Below are 21893 nucleotides of genomic sequence, written 5' to 3'. Positions count from 1 at the left end.
CCGCCCCTGCACACCACAACCGCCCGCAACAGTCGGAATCAACAACAACCGACTCCAGACAGCTTGACATTGAGCGTTTTTCCGCAAACGCGCGCGCGTTCGCCATACGCGCGCGAATTCGACACCGATCCGTTGACGATTCCGAACGCGTCTGACAATTCCGCGCGCATCTGTTCCTGCGCGCAACTCGCCGACTCACGTGAGCCCGCGGGCCGCCAGAATTGCCGCTTCACGGTCTGCCGAGAGCCCGTCTGGACGTCGATCACTCCTCATCGGCGATCGACCTGTCAGCGATTGCAGCCACGTCCACGTGTCCGCGACGGTCTCCTGAATCGGTCGCGTCCGAAGCCCCACGGCGAATGCCTTCGATACGTCGGATGCATGCAGCGAATCATGATCCGCGCCCGGCGGAATCCAGATCGGGAGCTCCGTCCACGGCTGCACACCTGCAGTGCGGAGCACGTCCGGCTCCACCCAGCACAAGCGTGCGTCGGACCGGGTGGCGGCGATGCAGCACTGCAGAAGCTCGCCGATCGTGGCGTGACCCGGCCGACTCACCACGTCGAATGCCCCGCCGAGACCCCGGGCGGCAGCGTCCAGACTCCAAGCGACCAGATCACGGCCATCGATGTACTGCAGTGCCAGATCGACCGGACCGGGCGCAAGCACAGCCCCGGCGTGCTCGATTCTGTTCAGCCACCAGGGAAGTCGACCGATATTTTCGTAGGGTCCCAGGATCAGACCGGCACGAACCAGCAACGCATCAGTACCGAAGCCGGCGACTACGGCCTGCTCGCCGCCGAGCTTGCATCGCGCATAGTCCTCGCCAGGTCCCTGCACCGTCGGCCAGGTCTCGGTAGCTCCCGCTTGCGGGGCGTCGTACACCGAACAGCTGGAGACATACACGTAGCTACCGACTCGACCGGCGAGCAGCGCCGCCGACTGTGCCACCACGTCCGGTTCCCACGACCAGGTGTCGAAGGCTATGTCCCAGTTACCTTCTCGGGTCTCATTCAGTCCGTTGGGCGAGCGTCTGTCTCCCCGAAGTTGCGTGACACGAGGATCCGACGCGGTTGTGCCGCGATTGAGTACTGTGACGTCCCACTGCAGATCGAGAGCATGTTCGACGGCAGTTCGCCCCACGAAGTCGCTGCCACCGAGGACCAATAGCTTCATGAATCCAGTGTGCCGGTGAGCAGTCCGTCCGTTCTGCCGAACGCCCGGTTCGGATCTCTGCTGACAGCAGAGCGGCTCGGGCTACACAGGAAGCTTGCTGTGTCCCGTCTCCTTGATGGTCAGTACCGTCGCTACACCGATGACGCACACGCCCATGACCCAGTACGCCGGTGACATGGCATTGCCGGTCGATTCGACCAATTGTGCTGCAACGTAGGGGGCAGTTCCGCCTGCCGCGATCGTTCCGATGTTGAAGCCCAACGACACTCCGGTGTAGCGAACTGCCCGAGGAAAGAGTTCGGTGAACAGCGGGAAAGCCGGGACCTGCACCACACCGTTGAGCACCATGTAGACGAAGTAGACGACGCCGACGACGAGAATGCTCGACGTGGCACCGAGAATCATGAACACCGGCAGCGCAATGATCACGTAGGCCACATAGCCGAACAGCAGCACCGGTTTGCGGCCGAATCTGTCGGTGAGCATCCCACTCAGCGGGAATGTGGCGCAGGCCAATGCAATTGCCACAGCCGACGTCCAGTACACCGAGTCTTTCGAGAAGCCGAGGTCGTTGATCAGATACACGCTGAAGTAGGTCAGTCCGATGTACCCGGATCCGTTCATGGCGATCGCAATGCCGACGACGCGGAGCACCGACCACGGTTGCTTCTTCACCACGTCGCTCAACGGGCTCTTGGCGACCTCGTTCTTGGCTGCCATTTCCTCGAACTCCGGGCTGTCCTCGAGCTTGAGCCGCACACGGAGGCATACGAAGGCCAGGGGCAGAGCCAGCAGGAACGGGATGCGCCATCCCCACGACGACATTTGTTCGTCGGTCGTGATCAGAGCCACGAGCCCGACGACGGCTGCGGCGACGGCGAAGCCGAGAGTCGATCCCACCGGCGTGAAGGACCCGAAGAATCCCCGACGGTTCGGCGGTGCCGACTCGGCAATGTAGGTTGCGGCACCGCCGATCTCACCACCTGCCGAGAATCCCTGGGCGAGCCTGATGATGACCAGCAGAACGGGGGCCAGCACCCCGACACTCGAGTGCGTCGGCAGCAGTCCGAGAATGCCGCAGGCAACACCCATGCACACCACGGTGATGACGAGGGCGTGCCGACGACCCTTGCGGTCTCCGAGCCGACCGAAGAAGATTCCGCCGAGCGGACGGGCGACATAGGCGACGCCGAACACGGCCAGGGTCGCGAGAATCGACACGCCTGGGCTGGTGGATGGGAAGAACAGCGGTGCGATGATGACGGCGAGGAAGCCGTAGACCGCGAAGTCGTAGTACTCGATGAGCGTACCGACACCTCCGGCCAGCGCAGCTCGACGCGCGGTCGTGGTGTCCGCCTTGGGCGGTGCAACTCCTGCGCGGGAGTGTTCGGTGTTCGTCATCGCGCTGATCCTTCTGTGAGTGGTTGCTTGCTTCGGTGTTCGGAGAGAAGAAGTTCGTACGAACCGCCCGCTTCGATGACGGCGACGGTTCGGGCATTCGGTGGATGGCCGGTGATCGTGGTGCCGTCCTGCTTCGACACCTCGGCCCGACGCCAGTCGAGTCTGACATCGTCGCCAACGGCCACCGCGTCGGATATCCCGGGAACGGTGATCAGGGGCATACCGTTGAAGGTCTCTCCACGCCAGAATCCAGGCGAGAACGATTCCGCCACAACGCCGCTGATGCCCAGGTTGCGCAGCGCGACCATCGGCGGATAGTGCGGATGTCCGTAGCCGAAGTTCCGCCCACCGACGATGATGTCTCCGGGTCGAACTCGATCCACGAATTCCGGGTCGTACGCCGCCATGCAGACCGACCTCAAATGATCGGGGTCGTAGGACTTGATGTTCGCAACGCCCACGACCAGGTCGATATCGAAGTCGTCACCGAATATCCACGCGACCGCACCGTCGATGACGTCGGGCGGGGGCGGGTAGGCGCTCACGACCCCACCTGCGCGATCGTCCCGGCGAGGGCGCTGGCCGCGACGGTGAAGGGCGAACCCATGTAGATGTTGGCGTCGGAGCTACCCATTCGCCCGGAGATGTTGAGCACCCCGGTGGAGATACAGTTCTCGCCGGCCGCGAGGGGCTTCTGGTATCCGAAGCAGAAGTCGCAGCTCGACACCGCGATGTGTGCACCAGCTGACCGCAGGATGTCCAGCAGCCCTTCGCTTTCGGCTTGATCATGCACCTTCTGGGAGGTCGGTACCACGTTCAACTCGACGCCGGGGGCGACAGTCCGCCCGTCGAGCACCAGTGCAGCAGCGCGCAGGTCCTCGATGCGGCCGCTGGCGCAGGATCCGATGAACGCCTTCGTGATCGGGATTCCGGCCAGATCGGCAGCGGTATGGGTGTTGGCTGCGCGAGCCGAACCGGGTTGCACCACCTGCGGAACGATGGTCGACAGGTCGATGGTGTGGTGCGCCGCGTAAGTGGCACCCTCGTCGGGGAGCACGGGGGTGAACGCCTGCCGGGCGACGTCGTGGGCGTAGGCGAGCGACAGTTCGTCGGGTTCGAAGATCGCCGAGACCGCGCCGGTGAACATCGCCATTCCGCACAAACCCTGGCGGTGGTCGATCTTCATGGACCGCGCTCCTGGACCACCGAACTCCATCACCTGGTGGGCACACCCGTCGGCACCGACCAGATCGATGATCGTGTGAACGAGATCGCGACTGTCGACGCCGGCACCGAACTCACCCACGAGGTCGAACCGTGTGGTGGCCGGGATGTCGACGTACAGCTGTCCCGTCACCCAGGCCTCGATCAGATCGCGCCTGATGCCCCATCCGAGAGCACCGAAGGCACCGATTCCGCTGATGTGCCCGTCGAAGTGGACGAGAAAGTCTCCTGGCGTCGCGAGTCCGAGTTCGGCTGTGAGCTGGTGGCCGATGCCTCGGCCCTCGTGCAGCTCGATGCCGTAGAACTCGCACCAGTCTCGCGTGACCTGATGCACCTCTTGCTCTTTGGCGTTCTTCTTGGTGAGCATGTGGTCGATGAAGACGACGTAGCGAGATGGGTCGTCGAGTTCGGTGATGCCGAAGTCCTCGCGCATCTGCCGGAACATCACGTCGGTGTAGCCGGGGAAATCGTAGGCAATCATGCGAGCGGGCCGAACTGCGTGATTCTCTCCGGCGTGCACCACATCGGCATCACAGGTTCGGCCGAGGATCTTCTCGACCATCGTCAATGCGTCGGAGCTCATACCGATCACGCCTTCGCGTCGGCGGGAAGGTACTTGCGTTGTGCTGCTTCCACTTCCGGGAAGCCGATGAGATCGACGAACTCGTGGTGCTGCAACGCGTCGGCGCTCACGTCGGCCGGCGCTTCACCTCCGGCCAATCGGCGCAGAGCCTCACGAGCTGCTCCGGTGGCGGCCATCAGCACCTGGGTGGGCAGCAGGGCGAGTCGAACGCCGATCTGCTGCAACACGTCCGGTGTGAACTCACGCTCGGTCCAGGTCGACGCGGTCAGCGTCGCCATCAGCGGAACGCCTACAGCGTCGTGACAGCGAGCCCACTCGTCGGCGGTCTCGAAGGTCTTCGTGACGGGCATGATCATGTCGGCACCGGCGTCGACGTATGCAGTAGCGCGTCGGATCGCGTCGTCGCCACGAGCATCGGTGCGGGCGATCATCAGGACGTGCTCCGGCAGCGAATCCCGGACGGCTCGAACCTTGCCCGACGCTTCCTCGATGCTGATGAGGTCCACCGGCTCGCCAACGCAGATCGGGCACTTCTTGGGTGAGAGCTGGTCTTCCATGAAGACGCCCTGCACGCCCGCGGCAGCGAATCGGCCCGCGGTCCGCGCCGCGTTGACGGCGTTGCCGTAGCCGGTGTCGATGTCCGCGACGAGCGGGAGGGAGGACGCTTCGCCGATCGTGCGCACCGCCTGGAGGTTCTCGGTCATCGTGTAGAGCTCCGCGTCGGGCAGCCCGAGGGCCGCCGACACGGCGAACCCGGATGCACACAGGGCCGAGAACCCGGCCTGTTCGGCCAGCTTCGCCGTCAAGCCGTCCCACACGCCCGGGGCGTACACGAGGCCCTGTTCGGTCAGATCTCTGAGTGTCGCGGTCATGAGCACCATCCATTTCGTATTGCGGAACGCATTCCGAAACTAGAGTGGTGGCGATCACAAGTCAAGGGGGGTTCGTAGGATGGCGGCAGCACTTCCCAGTCCGATCGAAGGAGCACACGTGGCATCGCCCACCGAGTCCGACGACCACGCCGGCCGCGACATCGTGGGCGCGGTGGTCAAGGCCTGCACGCTGCTCGATCATTTCGATACGACGCACCCCGTGTGGACGCTCAACGAGCTGACGACGGCAAGTCGAATGAACAAGACGACAGTGCACAGACTGATGACCACACTGATCCACGCCGGCTGGGTGGACCGGACGGCCGAGGGCTCGTATCGAATCGGCATGCCCGTGTTCGAGATCGGGTCGTCGGCATTGACCCAACTCGACATCCGCGGTGCGGCACAACCGTACCTGTCGGAGATTGCGGAAAAGTTCGGCGACACTGCGTATCTCATGGTTCCCGCAGACGAGGGAGCCGTTTGCATCGATCGCCATGAAGGGAGCAATCCCCTTGTGGTCGCGGGTATTTCCATCGGTTCGGTTCTCCCGTATCACGCCACCGCAGGCCCGATGGCCATGCTGGCGTTCTCAGCTCGGACTCGCGACCGCTGGCTCACCCAGGATCTACCTGCCTTCACGGATCGAACACCGACGGCGCCGGACGAGTTGCTGACACGCCTCGAACAGATCCGATCGAAGGGGTACGCATTGAGCAATTCGGACTACCTCACCGGCGTCGCGGCCGTCGGCGCACCGATACTCGGACGGGACGCCGCGGTCGTTGCGTCGATCAGCGTAGGCGGCCGAGCGGAGACATTCGAGGGCGATGCCCTCAGCGCAAAGGTCGCGACGATTCTGGCCGCCGCGAAGAGTTTGTCTCGGGTTGCAGAGGCCCTACCTGCGCCAGGAGGAGAACATTGAACTATCCGCGTATCTATGAGCTGCGCTAGAGAGCCGAATACTCATCTACCGATTCGTTCGATCAGTTTCATTGCGTCGAAGGGTGCGTGGCCCTTGATGTCGTTGTCGAAGTACACGTGGACGTCTCTGCCGGTTGACGTCCAGTCCGAGATCTTCGCGGCCCATCGATCGAGCGCCGCATCCGTGTAGCCGCTGGCGTACAGCTCCTCGTCGCCGTGCAGGCGGGCGTACATGAAATCGGCTGTGGGGGTGTCGACGTACGGGTACTTACCGGCGGTGTCGGCGACGACGAACGCAATATCGTTCTCTCGCAGCAACTCCACTGCCGCGTCCGAGGCGAAACTCTGATGCCGCGCTTCCACACAGTGCCGAAGCGGCCGCGACGACGAAGCAGGCAACAACACACGATCCTCGGCCAATTTGTCGTCCCTCATGCCCGCCAACGAGACTGCGGCAGAGACCGTTCGGGGCAACATGGCGAAGAAATCCGACATCTTCTGCGCGTCGAATTCGAGGTTCGGCGGCAACTGCCACAGGAACGGGCCGAGCTTGTCGCCCAGCGTCAGTACCCCGGTGGCGAAGAAGTTCGCGAGTGCCGCCTCGACCCCGACGAGCCGCTTGATGTGGGTGACGTACCGACCACCCTTGATGGAGAACACGAAGTCGTCCGGCGTCTCGTCGTGCCACTTGGTGAAGCTCGACGGCTTCTGCATCGCATAGAACGTGCCGTTGATCTCGATCGATGTCAGATGTTCCGACGCGTACCCGAGTTCCTTGCGATGCGCCAAGCCCGCCGGATAGAAATCTCCTCGCCAGGGCGCATACGTCCAACCGGAGATGCCGATCAGAACTCGGGGTCGATGCGACGCGGGCATGAGCAGACTGTAGACGGCCGCACAGGCAGGCACCGCTGGCCGTGATTGCCAACTAGCTGGCACCACCATCGCCACCGGACCATAATCGGTCTCTATGCGGTCGGGTGGACGAGCGGTGGTGCTGACGCTGGTCGCTGCCGGTGTGTGGCTCTTCGCGACGCCGTCGCTCGATCCCGGAACCGCGGACTTCGTCGCAACTCCGGCACCGGCCGTCGCACCCGTCGTCGAACCGCCACCCCTGACGCTCGAAGAGCTCACAGCTCGCGTCGATCCCACCGTCGTCACCTTGTCGGCGTCCGCAGGATTCTCCGGGGTCGCGGGCACGGGCTTCGTCGTCGCCCCCGACGGAATCGTGCTCACCAACTTCCACGTCGTCGAGAACGCCACCGACATCAGCGCAGTGCACATGGGCAACGGACTCATCTACGACGCCACCGTGTTGGGTTACGACAAATCTCGTGACGTGGCGGTCGTGCAGTTGATCACCGCGGCCGACCTGCCGGTGGTCGAGCTTGCCCCGGACCCGCTTCCCGAGGTGGGTGATGCGGTGACCGCCGTCGGGAATGCCTCGGGTGCAGGGGTATTGGTTCCGGCACCGGGAGCGGTGACCGCCCTCGATCAGCAGGTGCGTACGCGCAGTTCGGTGGACGGTTCGGGAAATACGTTGGAGCGAATGATTCGCGTCGATGCCGATGTGCGAGCGGGGGATTCGGGCGGGCCCCTCTTCGATGCCTGGGGCCGAGTGGTGGGCGTGAACACCGCGGGGTTGTCGGACGAGGCGCGCAACGGCACCGAGTTCTCGCCGCCGCAGGCACCCGAGGCGTATGCCGTCCCCATCTCCGAGGCGGTCTCGGTACTCGACCAGGTCCTCGCGGGCCAGTCCGGTGGCACCGTGCATGTGGGTCCCACACCGTATTTCGGAGTGTCGGTGCGCGATGTGTCAGTCTTCGAGAACAAGCCGGCGATCGGGGCGGGGGTGGTATCGGTGACGTTCGATTCCCCGGCGGAGGTCCTGGGACTGTCCGCGGGGGACATCATCGTGACGTTCGACGGCGCGGAGATCGGATCCTCATCGGACCTGTCGGAGGCGCTGCTCGGACGTCGCCCCGGCGAGCCCGCCGTCGTCGAATGGGTCGATGACGCAGGCGTAACCAGCTCCGGCACAATCACACTCGCCGCGGGAATGCCGACAGCCTGAGGGTCAGTCCTGCAGCACCGACAACACATTGCCCGCCGGGTCGGTGAACCAGGCGATCAGCGGTCCGCCATGGCGAAAGATTCCCTTGTCGTCGGTACCCATGGCAGGAGTGGAGCCTGCGGAACGACCCTGTATGTCCGGATACTGCTCGAACACAACTCCTTTGGCGATCAAGGCGTCGACAGCGCTCTCGATATCGGCCACCGGAAAGTTCAGGATGGTGTACTGCGCGGGTACGTGCCCGGGACGCGGATAGATCAGCACGATCGTCCCGGTCCCCAGGTGCAGCTCGAGCATGCCCATCTCGTTCTCGGTGACCGTCAGTCCGAGCGTCTCGGCATAGAACGTGCGCGCCGCCTGCAGGTCGTTTACGCCGAATCCGGAGAACGGCTGCCTGGTCAGCTCCAAGGATGTCATCGTCGAATTATCGCGCTCCGGCACATGCCACGGGCCGATATCCGAGTAGCGTGGATCTCGTGACTATTCGCCTCGGTTACCAGATGCCCAACTTCAGCTACGACGGTTCGGTCGCAGAGCTCTTTCCCCAGGTCATCGCGCAGGCGCGCGAGGCCGAAGCGGCCGGGTTCGACACCGCATTCGTGATGGATCACTTCTACCAACTTCCCGGGATCGGCAAGCCCGACGAGCCCATGCTCGAGGCCTACTCTGCGCTGTCCGCGCTCGCGACGGCCACCGACACCATCCAGCTCTCCGCGCTGGTCACCGGCAACACCTACCGCAACCCGGCGATCCTCGCCAAGACCGTCACCACGTTGGACGTCGTCAGCGGCGGTCGCGCGATCCTCGGGATCGGAGCCGGCTGGTACGAACTCGAGCACCAGAGCTTCGGACTCGAGTTCGGCACGTTCACCGACCGTTTCGAGCGACTCGACGAGGCACTGCAGATCATCGAACCGATGCTCCGCGGCCAGCGTCCCACGTTCGACGGTCTCTGGTACCAGGTCGAGAACGCGATGAACGAGCCCCGCATCCGCGACGACCTGCCGATCATGCTCGGCGGTGGCGGCGAGAAGAAGACCTTCGGCTTGGCCGCCCAGTTCGCCGATCACCTCAACATCATCTGCGACGCAAACGAATTGCCGCGCAAGATGGCGGCCGTCCAGGCCCGCTGCGAGGAAGTCGACCGCGACCCGAAAGACCTCGAGACGAGCTTCCTCGCGTTCGTCATCGTCGACGAGAACGGCGACAAGGCCAAGGAACTGCAGCGCGAGTTCGTGCTGAAGCAGGGCCTCGACCTGACGAACCTGTCGGAGGAGGACGCCGCGAAGGCCACCGATCGGCACTTCTGCGGAACCCCCGACGACGTCGCCGAGCAGGTACAGAAGCGGGTCCTCGATCAGGGCATCGACGGCATCATCATCAACCTGATCACCAACGGTCACCAGCCGGGAGCCGTCGAACTGGCGGGTAAAGCCCTGAAGCCGCTCGTCTAGAAATTTGCTCCAGCAGTAGCCGCGGGGGCGCGTGCGGTGGCATAGTTCCCCCGTGGCTCAGCTGAGGATGAACGGGCACCGCGTCTTGGTCGCCGACCTGACCGGCGACTCCCTGCGCGCGATGTCGGGCTCGATGGTGGCGTACGAGGGCGATGTCGCCTTCAAGAGCGCCGGTATGGGAGGCGGCGGCGGTTTTCGCGCCGCACTCAAACAGAAGGTGACCGGCGAATCGCTGTCGCTGATGGACGTGTCCGGCAAGGGCACCGTCTACTTCGCCGTCGACGCTCAGGACATCACCCTCGTTGAGGTTCAGGGCGACAACCTGCACGTAGAGTCGTCCCAATTGCTGGCTCTCACAGGGCAACTGAAGACCGACATCAAATTCTCCGGCTTGCGCGGTGCCAGTTCCGGCCAGGGACTGTTCACCACCGTCGTCAGCGGGTCCGGCACCGTGGCATTGCTGTCCAAAGGTGGGCCGATCATCGCCCTCGCCGTCGATCCGCAGTACCCACTCGTCGTCGATCCCGACGCGTTCGTCGCCCATCGCGGCCAACTGAACCAGAGCTTCGTCACCGACGTCACGTGGCGCTCCGCCATCGGCGGCGGCAGCGGCGAGGCGTTCTCTCTCCGCTTCGACGGCCAGGGCGTCGTCTACATCCAACCCGAGGAGCGCTGACGTGCCACTCGAACTGGTCAACAGCAAAGTAGTGAAATCCGTTCTGGCACCCAACCAGAACGTGCTCGCGCGTCGAGGATCGATGCTCTATTACACCGGCGACGTTCGGTTCGTTCCGCACTCGATGGGCGGCGGCGCGGGTGCCATGCCGGGCATGGGCGGCGTTGCCGGCATGGCCGGCCGGATGATGGCAGGCGAGCACGTGGCGATGATGGCCGCAGAGGGGCAGGGCGAGGTCTTCTACGGTCACGCCGGGTTGTACATCGAGGTGATCCATCTCGACGGTTCGTCGATGCTCACCGTCGAAGCCGATCGACTCCTGGTGCACGACGGCTACCTCCAGAGTTCCATCGTGGCTCTGACCTCGCAGGGCGGAGTACGCGGAGCAGTGCGCGGCGCGATGACCGGACAGGGCTTGTTCACGACACAACTGACCGGCCAGGGCAGCGTCGCGGTTCTTTCGCACGGGGGCGCGACTCCGCTGCAGATCGGACCGGATCACCCCCAGGTGGTGGTCGATCCGCAGGCGTACGTCTGCCACATCGGCAACATCAACGTCGACATCTCTGCGAACGTCGGGTGGCGCGACGCCGTCGGCAAGGGCAGCGGCGAGGCGATCCAGTTGAAGATGACCGGCATGGGCACCGTGTGGGTGCAGGCGTCCGAGCAGAAGTTCTAGGGAGCACTGTCGTGGAAATACACACCCCGTACACCCTCCCGGTCAACGACAACGTTCCCGGCAACGACTATGCGTTCTGCGTCGAACTCGCAGGCCAGCCGTGGTTCACGTCGAAGGGCGCGATGATCGCGTACTACGGCAACGTTCGCTTCGAGCCGCTCGGGCAGACGTCCATGCCCGCCATCGTCGCGGCGCGGTTCTCGTCTCCGTTGTACTCGAACGACTGGGTACTCGCGCAGGGTCAGGGCAAGCTGATCCTCGGCGATCGCGGTTTCAATATCAACAGCTACGACCTCGACGACGGCAACCTCACCATCCGGGCGGCGAACCTCCTTGCGTTCGAGCCGACTCTGGATCTCAAGCAGTCCATCGTCCCGGGATTCCTGACCCTGCTGGGCACCGGCAAGTTCCTGGCCTCGTCCAACGGCCCCGTCATGTTCGCTGAGCCGCCGCTGCGTATCGACCCGGAAGCCCTTGTCGGATGGGCGGATTGCCCCTCGCCGTCGCATCACTTCGACGCCGACTGGATGCAGAACTTCCTCGGTGCAGCCCGCGGATTCCTCGGGGCGAACAGCGGCGAGGAGCGTCAGTTCGACTTCACCGGGGCCGGCACTGTGCTGATCCAGTCGAGCGAGAAGGTGCTCGACGATTCACACCTGCTGCGGTACGTCGAGTCGCAGACGGTCTCGTTGGGCCAGAACTCGCTGCGGGCGCTGCACAACACCATCGGGGCTCGGCTACAGCAGTAGCCCGCCTCGCAGCACCTCGACGGTGAACACGGCGGCCGTTCGGCGAGAACGCGCATACTGGAGTTTCACCTAGGAGGTACAGCCATGGCCAACCAAGGACCGTTCGGATTCGGATCCGACGACTTCGACAAGTTCGCCCGTGAGGCAACCGAGGGACTACGCGAGGTGGTCGGATCGCTGTTCGCATCCAACGCCGGGGCACCCAAAGCTCCGCCGGAGCCCGAAACCACAGGTCAGAAGGGCGACGGAGTCTGGGCGATCTACAGCGTCGACGACGCCGGATCACCCCAGATCGACCAGCTCTACGCCACCGAACTCGATGCCCTGCGTGCGCACAAGGACAACACCGACCCGCGCCGACGCGTCCGCTTCCTGCCCTACGGCGTGAGCGTCAGCGTTCTGGAGGACTGAATCGGGTGCACTGGACCGCGCTCAGCGCGGCTGGCTGCACCGGATTTGCTGTAGATGGAGTCGATTCTCATGACCGCACACACAGAGTCCGTCTCGATCCCGCTGGGACAACCCGCGTTCGTGCATGCGCTCAGGTACACAGCGTTGTTCGATCGGAAGCCGTTCTCCGAGGGCCTACTGATCTACACCGACAACGGCGCGTACAAGATCGTGTCACCGGGCGAGGATCACTACGGCAGCTACGTCTCGTACACCGACGTCGCCGAGGGCCCGCAGCATGTGATCTTCCTGTCGTGGCCGTCGGAGGATTGGGACCGGAACGTCGCGTCTCACACCCTGACGTTCAATCCCGATTCTGCGGCGTTCAGACAGGTGCTCGTCCTGCCCGGCAATCCTGTGCCACGCTCCCAATACGGTTACGCGCTGCCGATTCCCGATCCGCACAGCGTGGACATGACGGCATCCTGGGATCGGGTTCGCGAGACCTACGCCGAGACGTTCACGCAGCTGGAGCTCCTGGCCGCAGCTCGACAGCCGTGACGTCGAGCTAGTTCTGGAACTGCTCGATCGCGTCGGCCGCCTGGTCGACGCCACCGTGTGCTCGCACCTGGGCACTCATTGCCGCTGCGCGCGGTGCCAATTGGCGAGCTTGGGCAACTGCGTCGACCAGGCTCGAAGCCGTGACCTTCTCGAATTCCAGGTGCACGCCGACGCCGAGTTCGGCGAGCATCGCCGCATTGCCGAATTGATCGACGGCCTGGGGGATGGCCACGGTCGGGACACCGAACCACAGCGCCTCGGTACAACCACCCATCCCGGCGTGAGTGACGAAAACGGTCGCAGCATCGAGCACCGCGAGCTGCGGAACATGTTCGTGTACCTGGACATTCGCTGGTAGCTCACCGAGCACGGCCGGGTCGACGCGTCGGCCGATCGAGATCACCAGATGCCAGTCGGTGTTCGCGAAGGTCTCGATGCACAGTCGGTAGAACTCTGGTCGCTCGTTGTAGCCCGTACCGAAGGAGATGTACAGGATCGGCGCGTCGGGTGCCGTCCAGCTGCGATCACTCAGACGTACCGGATCGAGGCACGGCCCGACGAACCGCACCGATTCCGGTACCCGATCCGCGTTGGGCTGCATCACTTTCGGGATGAGCGACAGACAGTGCTGCGGGTGGGTGATCCATTCCCAGGGATCGGCGTCGATGTCGTTGTCTCGCAACCACGCCGTGTACGAAGCGTGGTACCGCAGACCACCAGCGGATTCACGCATCGGCGTCAGTACATCGGAAAGATCCTCGGCGTACCCATCCCACGCCACGTACGTCGGCGAGAGCTGTACTGCCGTCACCCCGTAGCGCACCCCGAGCACGGGTGCCGTCATTCCGCCGATGTCGTACAGAAGCAGATCCGGCTGATCGTCGTCGTAGAACGCGGTGAGCACCGGATACGACGCGATCGCCTCGTCGAGGAAGACCTGCATGGCCGCGGCCGGGTCATCCGGCCACGACGCCTCTCCGTCGGGAAGTATCGAGGTGAACGGCACCACCTCGACGCCCGCGGGTTCGACCACGTGTCGCAGAGAATCACCGACGGCATAGGTGACGCGGTGTCCTCGCCGGACCAGCTCGGCAATCACGGCCAGCGATGGATAGATGTGGCTGGGAGCCGTCGTGCCGATCATGGCGATGTGCATGATCCCCACCGTAGGGCGCATCACGCGCCGCGAGCCAGCGAATTTCGTCGGCGATCAGATCAATCAGTAACGGTAGCGAGACCGTGATGGTCGCCTGCTGTGACCCCGCCTTCACCGAGGTGATTGCCCTAGTACTCATGGCCGTCACCGCAGTGCTGATCGTCATGCTTTCCCGGACGGGCAGATCCGACGTATCGTCGGCGAATGCCCTTTCTGCAACCGGTGACCCTCACTGACGATCTCGTGACCCTGGAGCCGCTGAGCCACGATCATCTCGAAGGTCTGTGCGATGCCGCCCGCGACGGGGAGCTGTGGAATCTCTGGTACACCAGTGTTCCGAAGCCCGAGGACATGGCGGCCGAGATCGACCGTCGACTCGGATTGCTCGATGCAGGCACGATGCTTCCGTTCACGCTGCGCCGCAACGACACCGGGCAGATCATCGGAGCGACGACGTTCTGCAACGCCGACGCCACCAACCGTCGCGTCGAAATCGGATACACGTGGAATGCCCGCTCCGCGCACGGAACCGGCACCAATCCCGCGAGCAAACTGCTGCTGCTGACGCATGCATTCGAGGAACTGGGATGCATCGCCGTCGAATTTCGTACCCATTGGATGAACCTGCAGTCGCGGACGGCGATCGCGAAGCTGGGTGCGAAGCAGGACGGGATTCTGCGCAATCATCAACGCATGTCCGACGGTTCGTTGCGCGACACCGTCGTGTTCTCGATCATCGAATCCGAATGGCCCACCGTCCGCAACGAACTCCGCAGGCGTACCGCACGGTAGGTTGACCCCATGCGTGTGGATGGGCGGGACGTTCCCGTAGCGGGGAACCTGCTTCAGCCGCTGGTGCGCAGAACCAGCGACATCATTCGGGTCGTATCGGCCGCGGCGCTACTGGGTGTGGTGATCGCCGGTTCGCTGATCACCAGAAATCAGTGGGACGCGCTCGAGCAATCGGTGTCGAACATCGTCGGCGTGCTCAGCCCCGACCAATCCAATGCCGTCTACATCGTCTACGGCGTCGCAATTCTCGCGCTCCCGTTCGGCGTCCTGATCGGACTGATCGCGGGCCGCAAATGGAAACTGCTTGCCGGGTACGCGGCCGCGGCACTGCTGGCCGCGCTGGCGTTGTCGATCACCGGAACCGGGATCTCCACTCCCACCTGGGACCTCGACGTTCCCGAGCGACTCGACACGTTCCTCTCGCAATTCCTCGACGATTCGCGCTGGATCGCCATGTTGGCCGCGGCCCTGACGGTGTCCGGCCCGGGCCTGCCCGCACGATGGCGTCGGGCATGGTGGACGCTGTTGCTCGCGTTCGTGCCGATACACCTGGTCGTCTCCACCGTGGTCCCGGCTCGCTCGATGCTCGGACTTGCGGTCGGCTGGCTCGTCGGAGCCGTCATCGTGTTGCTCGTCGGCACGCCCGCGCTGGAGGTTCCGCTCGACGCGGCGGTTCGCCTGTTCCACAGCCGCGGTGTCACCGTTCGCAGCTTCACCGTCGTCCGCCCGGCCGGCCCCGGCCCGTTGGTGTTGAACGCACACACTCCCGACGCCGATGTGGTGGTCGAGTTGTACGGGCAGAATCAGCGCAGCGGTGGTGCCCTACGCCAGTCCTGGCGGTGGATCACACTGCGTGGCAGCGAAACTGCGCCACTGCACGCGTCGATGCGCCGGGCCGTCGAGCATCGCGCCCTGATGGGCCTTGCCATCAAGGGGTTGGGTGCGGCGGGAAGTCACCCACTGGCGGTGGCCGCGCTCGACAGAGGATGGACCCTGTACGCGCACAGCCTTCCCATCGGTGATCCGATCGAGGCGGAGCACGACGACGCCACCCTCGGCGCTCTGTGGTCGGCCCTGCACACTCTGCACGAGAACCAGATCTCCCACGGCGACCTGCACCGAAACGAACTCCGGATTCACGACGGCAAGGCCCTCTTCTGCGGTTTCGGTCATGCCGAACTGGGTGCCTCGGATTCCCAGATGCAATCCGACGTCGCGCAGTTGTTGCTCACCACCGCAGACCTGTTCGGCTCCCAGCGCGCCGTCGCGACCGCCATCGACGTACTCGGCTTCGAGACCGTGGTTGCGGCCTCGGGTCGCTTGACCAAGTCCGCCATCCCGCCGCGCATTCGCCAATCGGTGCGCGACGCCGACAAGACGATGAAGGCAGTCCGGCTCGAGGTTCTCGAGCAGACCGGTGCGGCCAAGATCGAGGCCGAGCAGGTCACCCGATTCAGCCGCAACCAGATCATCTCGCTCGTGCTGTTGATCGGATTGGTCTACGTCGCATACCCGTTCATCAGTGCGGTGCCCGCGTTCGTCACCGAACTCGGTTCGGCGAACTGGTGGTGGGCTCTGCTCGGTCTGGCGGTGTCCGCGCTGACGTACGTCGGTGCCGGAGCCGCGTTGTGGGCGTGCGCGCTGGGCAAGGTCAGCTTCTGGAATCTGACGGTGATGCAGGTCGCCAACACCTTCGCGGCGACGACGACACCCGCCGGCGTCGGCGGACTGGCCCTGAGCGTGCGATTCCTGCAGAAGGGTGGGTTGGGAACGGTTCGCGCGACGGCGGCTGTGGCGCTGCAACAATCGGTCCAGGTGATCACGCACGTGAGCCTGCTGATCTTCTTCAGCGTCGTCGCAGGCACCTCGTCCGGTCTGTCGAACATGGTGCCGGGCAACACCGTGCTGTATCTCATCGCAGGTGCCGCTTTCGGCGTCGTCGGGACGTTCATGTTCGTACCCAAGCTGCGACGCTGGCTGCGGGTAGCCGTTCGTCCGCAGATCAAGGAAGTCCTCGGCGAACTGGGCGAACTCGCCCGCGACCCCAAACGGTTCTCGATCATCATCCTCGGCTGCGCGGCCACGACGTTGGGTGCCGCGCTTGCACTGTGGGCGAGCATCGAGGCCTTCGGCGGCGGCACCACGTTCGTCACCGTGACGGTGGTGACGATGATCGGCGGAACTCTGGCCTCGGCCGCGCCGACGCCGGGCGGTGTGGGTGCCGTGGAGGCCGCACTCATCGGCGGTCTGGCCGCCTTCGGAGTGCCCGCCTCCATCGCCGTGCCGTCGGTCTTGCTCTATCGCGTCCTGACCTGCTGGTTGCCGGTGTTTCTCGGGTGGCCGACACTACGGTGGCTCACCAAGCGAGACATGGTCTGACGCACTGCAGACAGCGTGTATGCCCGATTCCGGCACAGCTCCACGTGGCGCTGGTAGCGTTCAGCCGGCCGGGGATCTGCCCATGAGAGGTATGCCCATTTCCAGACCGGGGATTGCGGTGACGGCCGAGGGCCGTACGCGATACAGGCCTGGGCTCCACGCCACGCGCGCGAGAGTCGACGACGACTACACGTACTTCGCGAACACAGCGCGCGAGCGTTGGGTGCGGTATTTCGTCGGAACCCTGACACTGTTGTTCGGCCTGTCCGGGATCCTGATGGTTCCCACCGGCATCCACTACGACGGCCTGGCGGTATTCGTCCTCCTCGGGGCGTTGACGACGATACCGGTGGCGATCGCGTGGTTCCTCGGACCATGGCCGTCACCGCGTCTGGCCAATGCCTTCGTGTTCTACGCAGACGTCGGCATCGTGGGCATCCTGTTCAGCAGCACCGACCGTTATGTGCCACTGGCCGGATGCATGATGTTCACGATCGTGGCTGTCTTCACCGTCATTGCAAGCTCGTTCCGAGTGATGTGGATTCACCTGGCGGTCTCGGTGGCGACGGTACTTGCACTCGGCATACTTGCGGTCGGTCAGGGAAAGAACCCGTGGCTGGTGGCCGCGACCGCAGTCACCGTCGTCACGTTGTACCTCACCCCCTTGATGATGCGGGCGTACATCCGGCATCTACGTTCTCGGGCATCGGGAGCCGTCATCGATTCGCTGACGGGCCTGTACAACCGGCGCGGATTGCTCGAGGCAATCGATGACGTCGGTACCGCCTCCACCGACAGCCCCTCGGATCGAACCATCGGGGTCACCGTTCTCGACATCGATCGGTTCAAGGACATCAACGACCGATTCGGTCACCCCACCGGCGATGCAGTACTGATCGAGATCGCCTCACGGCTCACCGCCGCGGTACCGCAGACATCGGTGGTCTCGCGCCTGAGCGGAGACGAGTTCGTCATCGTGCACATCGGTTCGCCCGGCGAGATCGAATCGGCCGACCACAGGATCCGGATCGGTCTCGACGAAAGCTTCTCCGGACCGCCTTTCACCGCCAGTGTCGGTTCTGCCTCGGAACTACTCGGCGGCGAACCCGTCACCCCTACCGTCGTGCGCAAACTGATCGCATCGGCCGATATCGAGATGTATCGCAACAAGTCTCGACTCTCCGAGGACGACGGCAGCGCCCGCGGCACCAGCACCGGAACGCGAGCGGACATCCGCACGCGCATCGAGACCTTGATCTCGCGAGGCGGGCCTGACGTGGTGTTCCAACCTATCTGCGACACGGTCACCACAAGGGTCGTCGGTTACGAGGCACTGTCTCGTTTTCCTTTCGGCTACGGCTCGCCGACGATGTGGTTCCGCGACGCCACCAATGCGGGAATCGGACCGCTTCTCGAAGCCGCCGCCATCGACCGCGCGCTGGCCGCGTCCGCGTCACTTCCCCGCGGAATCTTCGTTTCACTCAACGCGTCTGCCGACACCATTCGCTCCACCGACCTGGCCGCCGTACTGAAGCCGTTCCAGAAGAACCGACAGTTCCACATCGAAATCACCGAACACGAGCGGGTCCACGACTACCGCGCGGTCGCCCGAACCATCGAATCCATGCGCGGAGCAGGCATATCCATCTCCGTCGACGACGTAGGTGCCGGCTTCGCCGGACTTCGCCAGGTGGTCGAACTGCGCCCCGACACCCTGAAGATCGACTACGCACTGGTGCACGGAATCGACACCGACCCGATCCGAAGGGCCGCCGCTGCATCGGTGATCGGATTTGCACACGAGATCGGGTCGACGGTCATCATGGAAGGCGTCGAAACCGAAGCGGAACTCCGAGTGGCCGCCGAACTCGGAGCAGACATGGTGCAGGGCTTTCTCACCGGACGACCACTACCGCTGTCGGACATCACCGGGTAGTGCTGCGCGGCCCCTCCAGCCGATCAGATCGACGAGTCGACCGTGAACTTCGTCAGTGTCGGAGCGGCAGCAAGCATCGGCGGCAGTTCGGTGATCTGGCCGGGACCGGCGCGGAACTCGCGGTACTTCGCATCGGCCTCGGCCGACTCCCACGTCTCGTAGGCCACCACGTGGGCTTCGTTCTCCTCGTCGACCCACACGTCGACGCCGAGGCAACCCTCGAACGCGCGGGTTTCGGCCAGCACCGTGCGCAGCAGTGCTCGCGCGTCGGCAAGAGACTCGGGCTTGAACGTCAGATCCAGTGTTGCAATGAGAGCCATGGCTCCAGGGTAGACCGCGACGGGTCACCGCAGCCGTAGTGCCAAGTAGAACTCGATCCTGTCCTCCAGTCGCGACAGATCGCGGCCGGTCAGTTCCTCGATGCGCTGGATGCGATATCGGACGGAATTGACGTGCATGTGCAGTTGTTCGGCACATCGAGTCCAGGCTCCGTTGGTGTCGAGGTACACCGACAGTGTCTCGACGAGATCACTGTTGTGCAGGTCGTCGTAGTCGACCAGGGGAGTCAGCAGTCTCGAGGTGAACATGCGTCGCACGTCGTCGGGGACGTTGGCGAGAAGTATTGTCAGCGTGGCCAATTCGTCGTGACCGACGACACTGCAGTCCGAGCCACGACGCTCGGCGAGTCTGCGGGCGTAGCGCGCTTCCTCGATCGCGCTTCGGATGTCGGCGGGCGCGGTCGGAGCACTGACACCGATCGAGGTGCCGCTACCGATCAGTCCCGGTGCCAACGTGTGGACCGCTCGCCGAACGGAATCGGTTCGGTCGGTTCGCGCCTCCACCAACGCGATGGCCTCACCGTCGACGATTCCGAGGGTGATCTCCGACGGTGCCAGCACTTCTCGTAACAGCGGGCGTAGCTCGCCGAGCCGCAACGTCTCCCCGGACGTGGCCACAGCCACTGCAGCATACCGTGTTTCGATGTCGAGTCCGATGACGTGCATCTGGGCGAGGATGTCAGCGGCCGTCGCACCGCCGACGATCGTGCGCACGAATTCCTGCGCCAGAATTCCCGACCCGGACAGGCGATCGTCGACGCGACTGCGTTCCACCGCCACGATCGACGCCAGCTGTCCGGCCAGGGAAAGTCTCGGCGCATCCCATGTCTGCCAATCGCTTTCGAAGGCCACGAACCAATCCACGACGCGCGGTGCGGACTCACCGTCGACGGCGAACACCGAGACTCGCTGCTCCGGGCAATAGCGCGGCAGCCGTACCGAGCTCATGAAGTCCTGCGCCACCGCTTCGGTGTCCGGCGGATTTTCGGATCCGGCGAGTACCCGTCCCGACGACGTGACGACCCAGCAGTTCATACCCAGATCGGAGCTGACCATCTCCAGCAGCGGACCGAGGCCCCCACCGGGACCCGCGCTCGCGACCAGGCGTCGGTGCCGATCGAGCACCAGGCTCAGGTCCGAGGCCCGGGCCGTGGACAGCTGCCGGACGACGCTCTCGGTCACCGTGGCGAAAGCGATGTCGGCGGGGACCCGAAAGAGCGGCAGGCCGTGCTCGAGGCAGGCGTCGACCAGATCGTCGGGCACCACGCCGTCGTCGGATGCCGCCAGCGCCGAGATTCCGGCCTTGGACACCGCCCGGACGAACGTCCTCGAGTCCTCGGGGCCCGTCCGCCACATCAGACCGGTCAGCACCAGCTCTCCGCCGCTGAGGTAGCGACTCGGATCGAGCATGTCGGTGGTCACGACCCATCGGATGGTCGGATCGAAGTGCTCGGGAGTGACGATCGGCTGCAGTTTCAGGTCGGGGAGATCGGCCAGATCACGCAGTCTCACGGTGCATCGACCTCCTCTTCGTAGGATCCTCCAAAACCTACACTGTGATCGGCGTCATACTTCGTCGTTCCTGTCTCTCGTTCGCGTGGCCTCCGGCGGCTGTACTGGGTGAACACGACCGAAAGACACGTGAGCGGAGAACAGCACGATGGAATTTCTACGACCACAGACCTGGGGCGACGCGTTGGCCGCGAAGGCCGACGACGTCGACGTGGTGCCCATCCAGGGCGGCACCGACGTCATGGTCGAGATGAACTTCGACCTGCACCGGCCGGGCGCATTGCTGGATCTGAACCCGATCACCGAACTCACCGAATGGGAGCACCTTCCCGACGGGACGCTGCGGGTCGGCGCAGGCGTGCCGTACGTCCGCATCATCGCCGAGCTCGGAGACATGCTCCCCGGCATCTCCCAGGCCTCCCGCACCGTCGGTTCACCGCAGATCCGCAATCGCGGGACCGTCGGCGGCAACCTCGGCGGCGCGTCACCAGCAGGCGATCTGCACGCGCCTCTGCTCGCGGCGGGCGCGACCGTCGAGGTCGAATCGGCCGAGCGCGGAGTACGCATGATCCCCGCCACCGAGTTCTACCTCGGCGTCAAGCGCAATTCCTGCCTGCCCGACGAACTCATCCGCGCCTTTCACGTAGCGCCGGCAGCGGGACCGCAGTACTTCTCCAAGATCGGCACCCGCAACGCGATGGTCATCGCCGTCTGCTCGTTCTCGATCGCACTGTTTCCGCAGGAGGGTCGCGTGGGTACCGGACTCGGCTCCGCTGCGCCGACGCCGCGCCGGGCTTACGATGCCGAGAACTACCTCGCGGCCGAACTCGAGTGGGACGGTGCCCTCGATCCGCGGGTATCGGAGGAATTCGGCCGATTGGTCAGTGCGGCAGCAAGTCCCATCGACGACGTACGAGGCACTGCCGATTACCGCAAGCACGCCCTGTCCGTGATGGCCCGGCGAACACTGGGCTGGGCATGGCGAGACCTCACAGCCGCACGGAAGGTGGCCTGAAC

22 protein-coding genes are annotated in these 21893 nt (G+C 64.4%); 12 read left to right on the top strand and 10 right to left on the bottom strand.

Annotated elements, in window-relative coordinates; translation table 11 throughout:
* Positions 1-195: 195 nt before the first annotated feature.
* The 5 genes from R3P93_RS11775 to R3P93_RS11755 form a co-directional block, all read right to left on the bottom strand.
* A complete protein-coding gene (locus R3P93_RS11775; RefSeq protein ID WP_317533069.1) occupies positions 196-1176 on the bottom strand; it encodes an NAD-dependent epimerase/dehydratase family protein in 981 nt (326 codons plus the stop codon).
* A gap of 81 nt (positions 1177-1257) precedes the next feature.
* Positions 1258-2577, bottom strand: a complete 1320-nt coding sequence (locus R3P93_RS11770; protein WP_068048531.1) for an MFS transporter — start codon at positions 2575-2577, stop codon at positions 1258-1260.
* Complete coding sequence (locus tag R3P93_RS11765; protein WP_149406823.1) at positions 2574-3122, bottom strand: 3-isopropylmalate dehydratase small subunit; 549 nt, start codon at positions 3120-3122, stop codon at positions 2574-2576. The genes R3P93_RS11770 and R3P93_RS11765 overlap by 4 nt, the downstream gene beginning before the upstream one ends.
* A complete protein-coding gene (locus R3P93_RS11760) occupies positions 3119-4384 on the bottom strand; it encodes a 3-isopropylmalate dehydratase large subunit (RefSeq protein WP_394855283.1) in 1266 nt (421 codons plus the stop codon). Before R3P93_RS11760 ends, R3P93_RS11765 begins: the two co-directional genes overlap by 4 nt.
* Before the next feature lie 5 nt (positions 4385-4389).
* Positions 4390-5265 (bottom strand): isocitrate lyase/PEP mutase family protein, encoded by an 876-nt coding sequence (locus tag R3P93_RS11755; RefSeq protein WP_149406822.1) that lies wholly within the window; start codon positions 5263-5265, stop codon positions 4390-4392.
* 109 nt (positions 5266-5374) lie between these two features.
* Between R3P93_RS11755 and R3P93_RS11750 the strand changes: the two genes are divergently transcribed.
* Positions 5375-6181 (top strand): IclR family transcriptional regulator, encoded by an 807-nt coding sequence (locus R3P93_RS11750; protein WP_149406821.1) that lies wholly within the window; start codon positions 5375-5377, stop codon positions 6179-6181.
* Positions 6182-6222: 41 nt separating this feature from the next.
* On the opposite strand, the gene R3P93_RS11745 is transcribed toward R3P93_RS11750, so the two are convergent.
* A complete protein-coding gene (locus R3P93_RS11745) occupies positions 6223-7056 on the bottom strand; it encodes a DUF72 domain-containing protein (RefSeq protein WP_149406820.1) in 834 nt (277 codons plus the stop codon).
* 94 nt (positions 7057-7150) lie between these two features.
* Between R3P93_RS11745 and R3P93_RS11740 the strand changes: the two genes are divergently transcribed.
* A complete protein-coding gene (locus R3P93_RS11740; protein ID WP_149406819.1) occupies positions 7151-8254 on the top strand; it encodes a S1C family serine protease in 1104 nt (367 codons plus the stop codon).
* 3 nt (positions 8255-8257) lie between these two features.
* On the opposite strand, the gene R3P93_RS11735 is transcribed toward R3P93_RS11740, so the two are convergent.
* Positions 8258-8671 (bottom strand): VOC family protein, encoded by a 414-nt coding sequence (locus R3P93_RS11735; RefSeq protein ID WP_149406818.1) that lies wholly within the window; start codon positions 8669-8671, stop codon positions 8258-8260.
* A 59-nt stretch (positions 8672-8730) separates the two neighbouring features.
* On the opposite strand from R3P93_RS11735, the gene R3P93_RS11730 reads away from it, so the two are divergent.
* From R3P93_RS11730 to R3P93_RS11705, 6 genes are all read left to right on the top strand, one after another.
* Positions 8731-9708, top strand: a complete 978-nt coding sequence (locus R3P93_RS11730) for an LLM class F420-dependent oxidoreductase (RefSeq protein ID WP_179272111.1) — start codon at positions 8731-8733, stop codon at positions 9706-9708.
* 67 nt (positions 9709-9775) lie between these two features.
* The gene (locus R3P93_RS11725; RefSeq protein WP_068048507.1) at positions 9776-10384 is read left to right on the top strand and encodes an AIM24 family protein; all 609 of its coding nucleotides are present in this window, start codon (positions 9776-9778) and stop codon (positions 10382-10384) included.
* Between the two features lies 1 nt (position 10385).
* The gene (locus tag R3P93_RS11720) at positions 10386-11063 is read left to right on the top strand and encodes an AIM24 family protein (RefSeq protein ID WP_094669906.1); all 678 of its coding nucleotides are present in this window, start codon (positions 10386-10388) and stop codon (positions 11061-11063) included.
* Positions 11064-11074: 11 nt separating this feature from the next.
* The gene (locus R3P93_RS11715; protein ID WP_317533068.1) at positions 11075-11812 is read left to right on the top strand and encodes an AIM24 family protein; all 738 of its coding nucleotides are present in this window, start codon (positions 11075-11077) and stop codon (positions 11810-11812) included.
* Between the two features lie 84 nt (positions 11813-11896).
* Positions 11897-12223, top strand: a complete 327-nt coding sequence (locus R3P93_RS11710; protein ID WP_037194906.1) for a hypothetical protein — start codon at positions 11897-11899, stop codon at positions 12221-12223.
* A gap of 69 nt (positions 12224-12292) precedes the next feature.
* Positions 12293-12763 carry a hypothetical protein gene (locus R3P93_RS11705; RefSeq protein WP_317533067.1) on the top strand — a complete coding sequence of 157 codons (471 nt, stop codon included), beginning with the start codon at positions 12293-12295 and terminating at the stop codon, positions 12761-12763.
* 7 nt (positions 12764-12770) lie between these two features.
* On the opposite strand, the gene R3P93_RS11700 is transcribed toward R3P93_RS11705, so the two are convergent.
* The gene (locus R3P93_RS11700) at positions 12771-13919 is read right to left on the bottom strand and encodes a macrolide family glycosyltransferase (protein ID WP_317533066.1); all 1149 of its coding nucleotides are present in this window, start codon (positions 13917-13919) and stop codon (positions 12771-12773) included.
* A 204-nt stretch (positions 13920-14123) separates the two neighbouring features.
* On the opposite strand from R3P93_RS11700, the gene R3P93_RS11695 reads away from it, so the two are divergent.
* The 3 genes from R3P93_RS11695 to R3P93_RS11685 all read left to right on the top strand — a co-directional run bounded on the left by R3P93_RS11695 (position 14124) and on the right by R3P93_RS11685 (position 19026).
* Entirely contained in the window at positions 14124-14711 is a 588-nt protein-coding gene (locus tag R3P93_RS11695) for a GNAT family N-acetyltransferase (protein WP_317533065.1), read from the top strand.
* 9 nt (positions 14712-14720) lie between these two features.
* Positions 14721-17090, top strand: coding sequence for a lysylphosphatidylglycerol synthase transmembrane domain-containing protein (locus R3P93_RS11690; protein WP_068048496.1), 2370 nt, complete (start codon positions 14721-14723; stop codon positions 17088-17090).
* 91 nt (positions 17091-17181) lie between these two features.
* The gene (locus R3P93_RS11685; RefSeq protein ID WP_231893754.1) at positions 17182-19026 is read left to right on the top strand and encodes a bifunctional diguanylate cyclase/phosphodiesterase; all 1845 of its coding nucleotides are present in this window, start codon (positions 17182-17184) and stop codon (positions 19024-19026) included.
* 23 nt (positions 19027-19049) lie between these two features.
* Here the strand turns inward: R3P93_RS11685 and R3P93_RS11680 are convergent, their stop codons facing one another.
* Complete coding sequence (locus tag R3P93_RS11680) at positions 19050-19346, bottom strand: putative quinol monooxygenase (protein ID WP_068048495.1); 297 nt, start codon at positions 19344-19346, stop codon at positions 19050-19052.
* Positions 19347-19370: 24 nt separating this feature from the next.
* Positions 19371-20876, bottom strand: coding sequence for a PucR family transcriptional regulator (locus tag R3P93_RS11675; protein WP_317533064.1), 1506 nt, complete (start codon positions 20874-20876; stop codon positions 19371-19373).
* 148 nt (positions 20877-21024) lie between these two features.
* On the opposite strand from R3P93_RS11675, the gene R3P93_RS11670 reads away from it, so the two are divergent.
* A complete protein-coding gene (locus R3P93_RS11670; protein WP_149406811.1) occupies positions 21025-21891 on the top strand; it encodes an FAD binding domain-containing protein in 867 nt (288 codons plus the stop codon).
* Positions 21892-21893: the final 2 nt, after the last annotated feature.

It is taken from the genome of Rhodococcus cerastii (assembly GCF_033042195.1).
Classification (GTDB): domain Bacteria; phylum Actinomycetota; class Actinomycetes; order Mycobacteriales; family Mycobacteriaceae; genus Rhodococcoides.
This window is presented reverse-complemented; position numbering and strand designations above follow the sequence as displayed.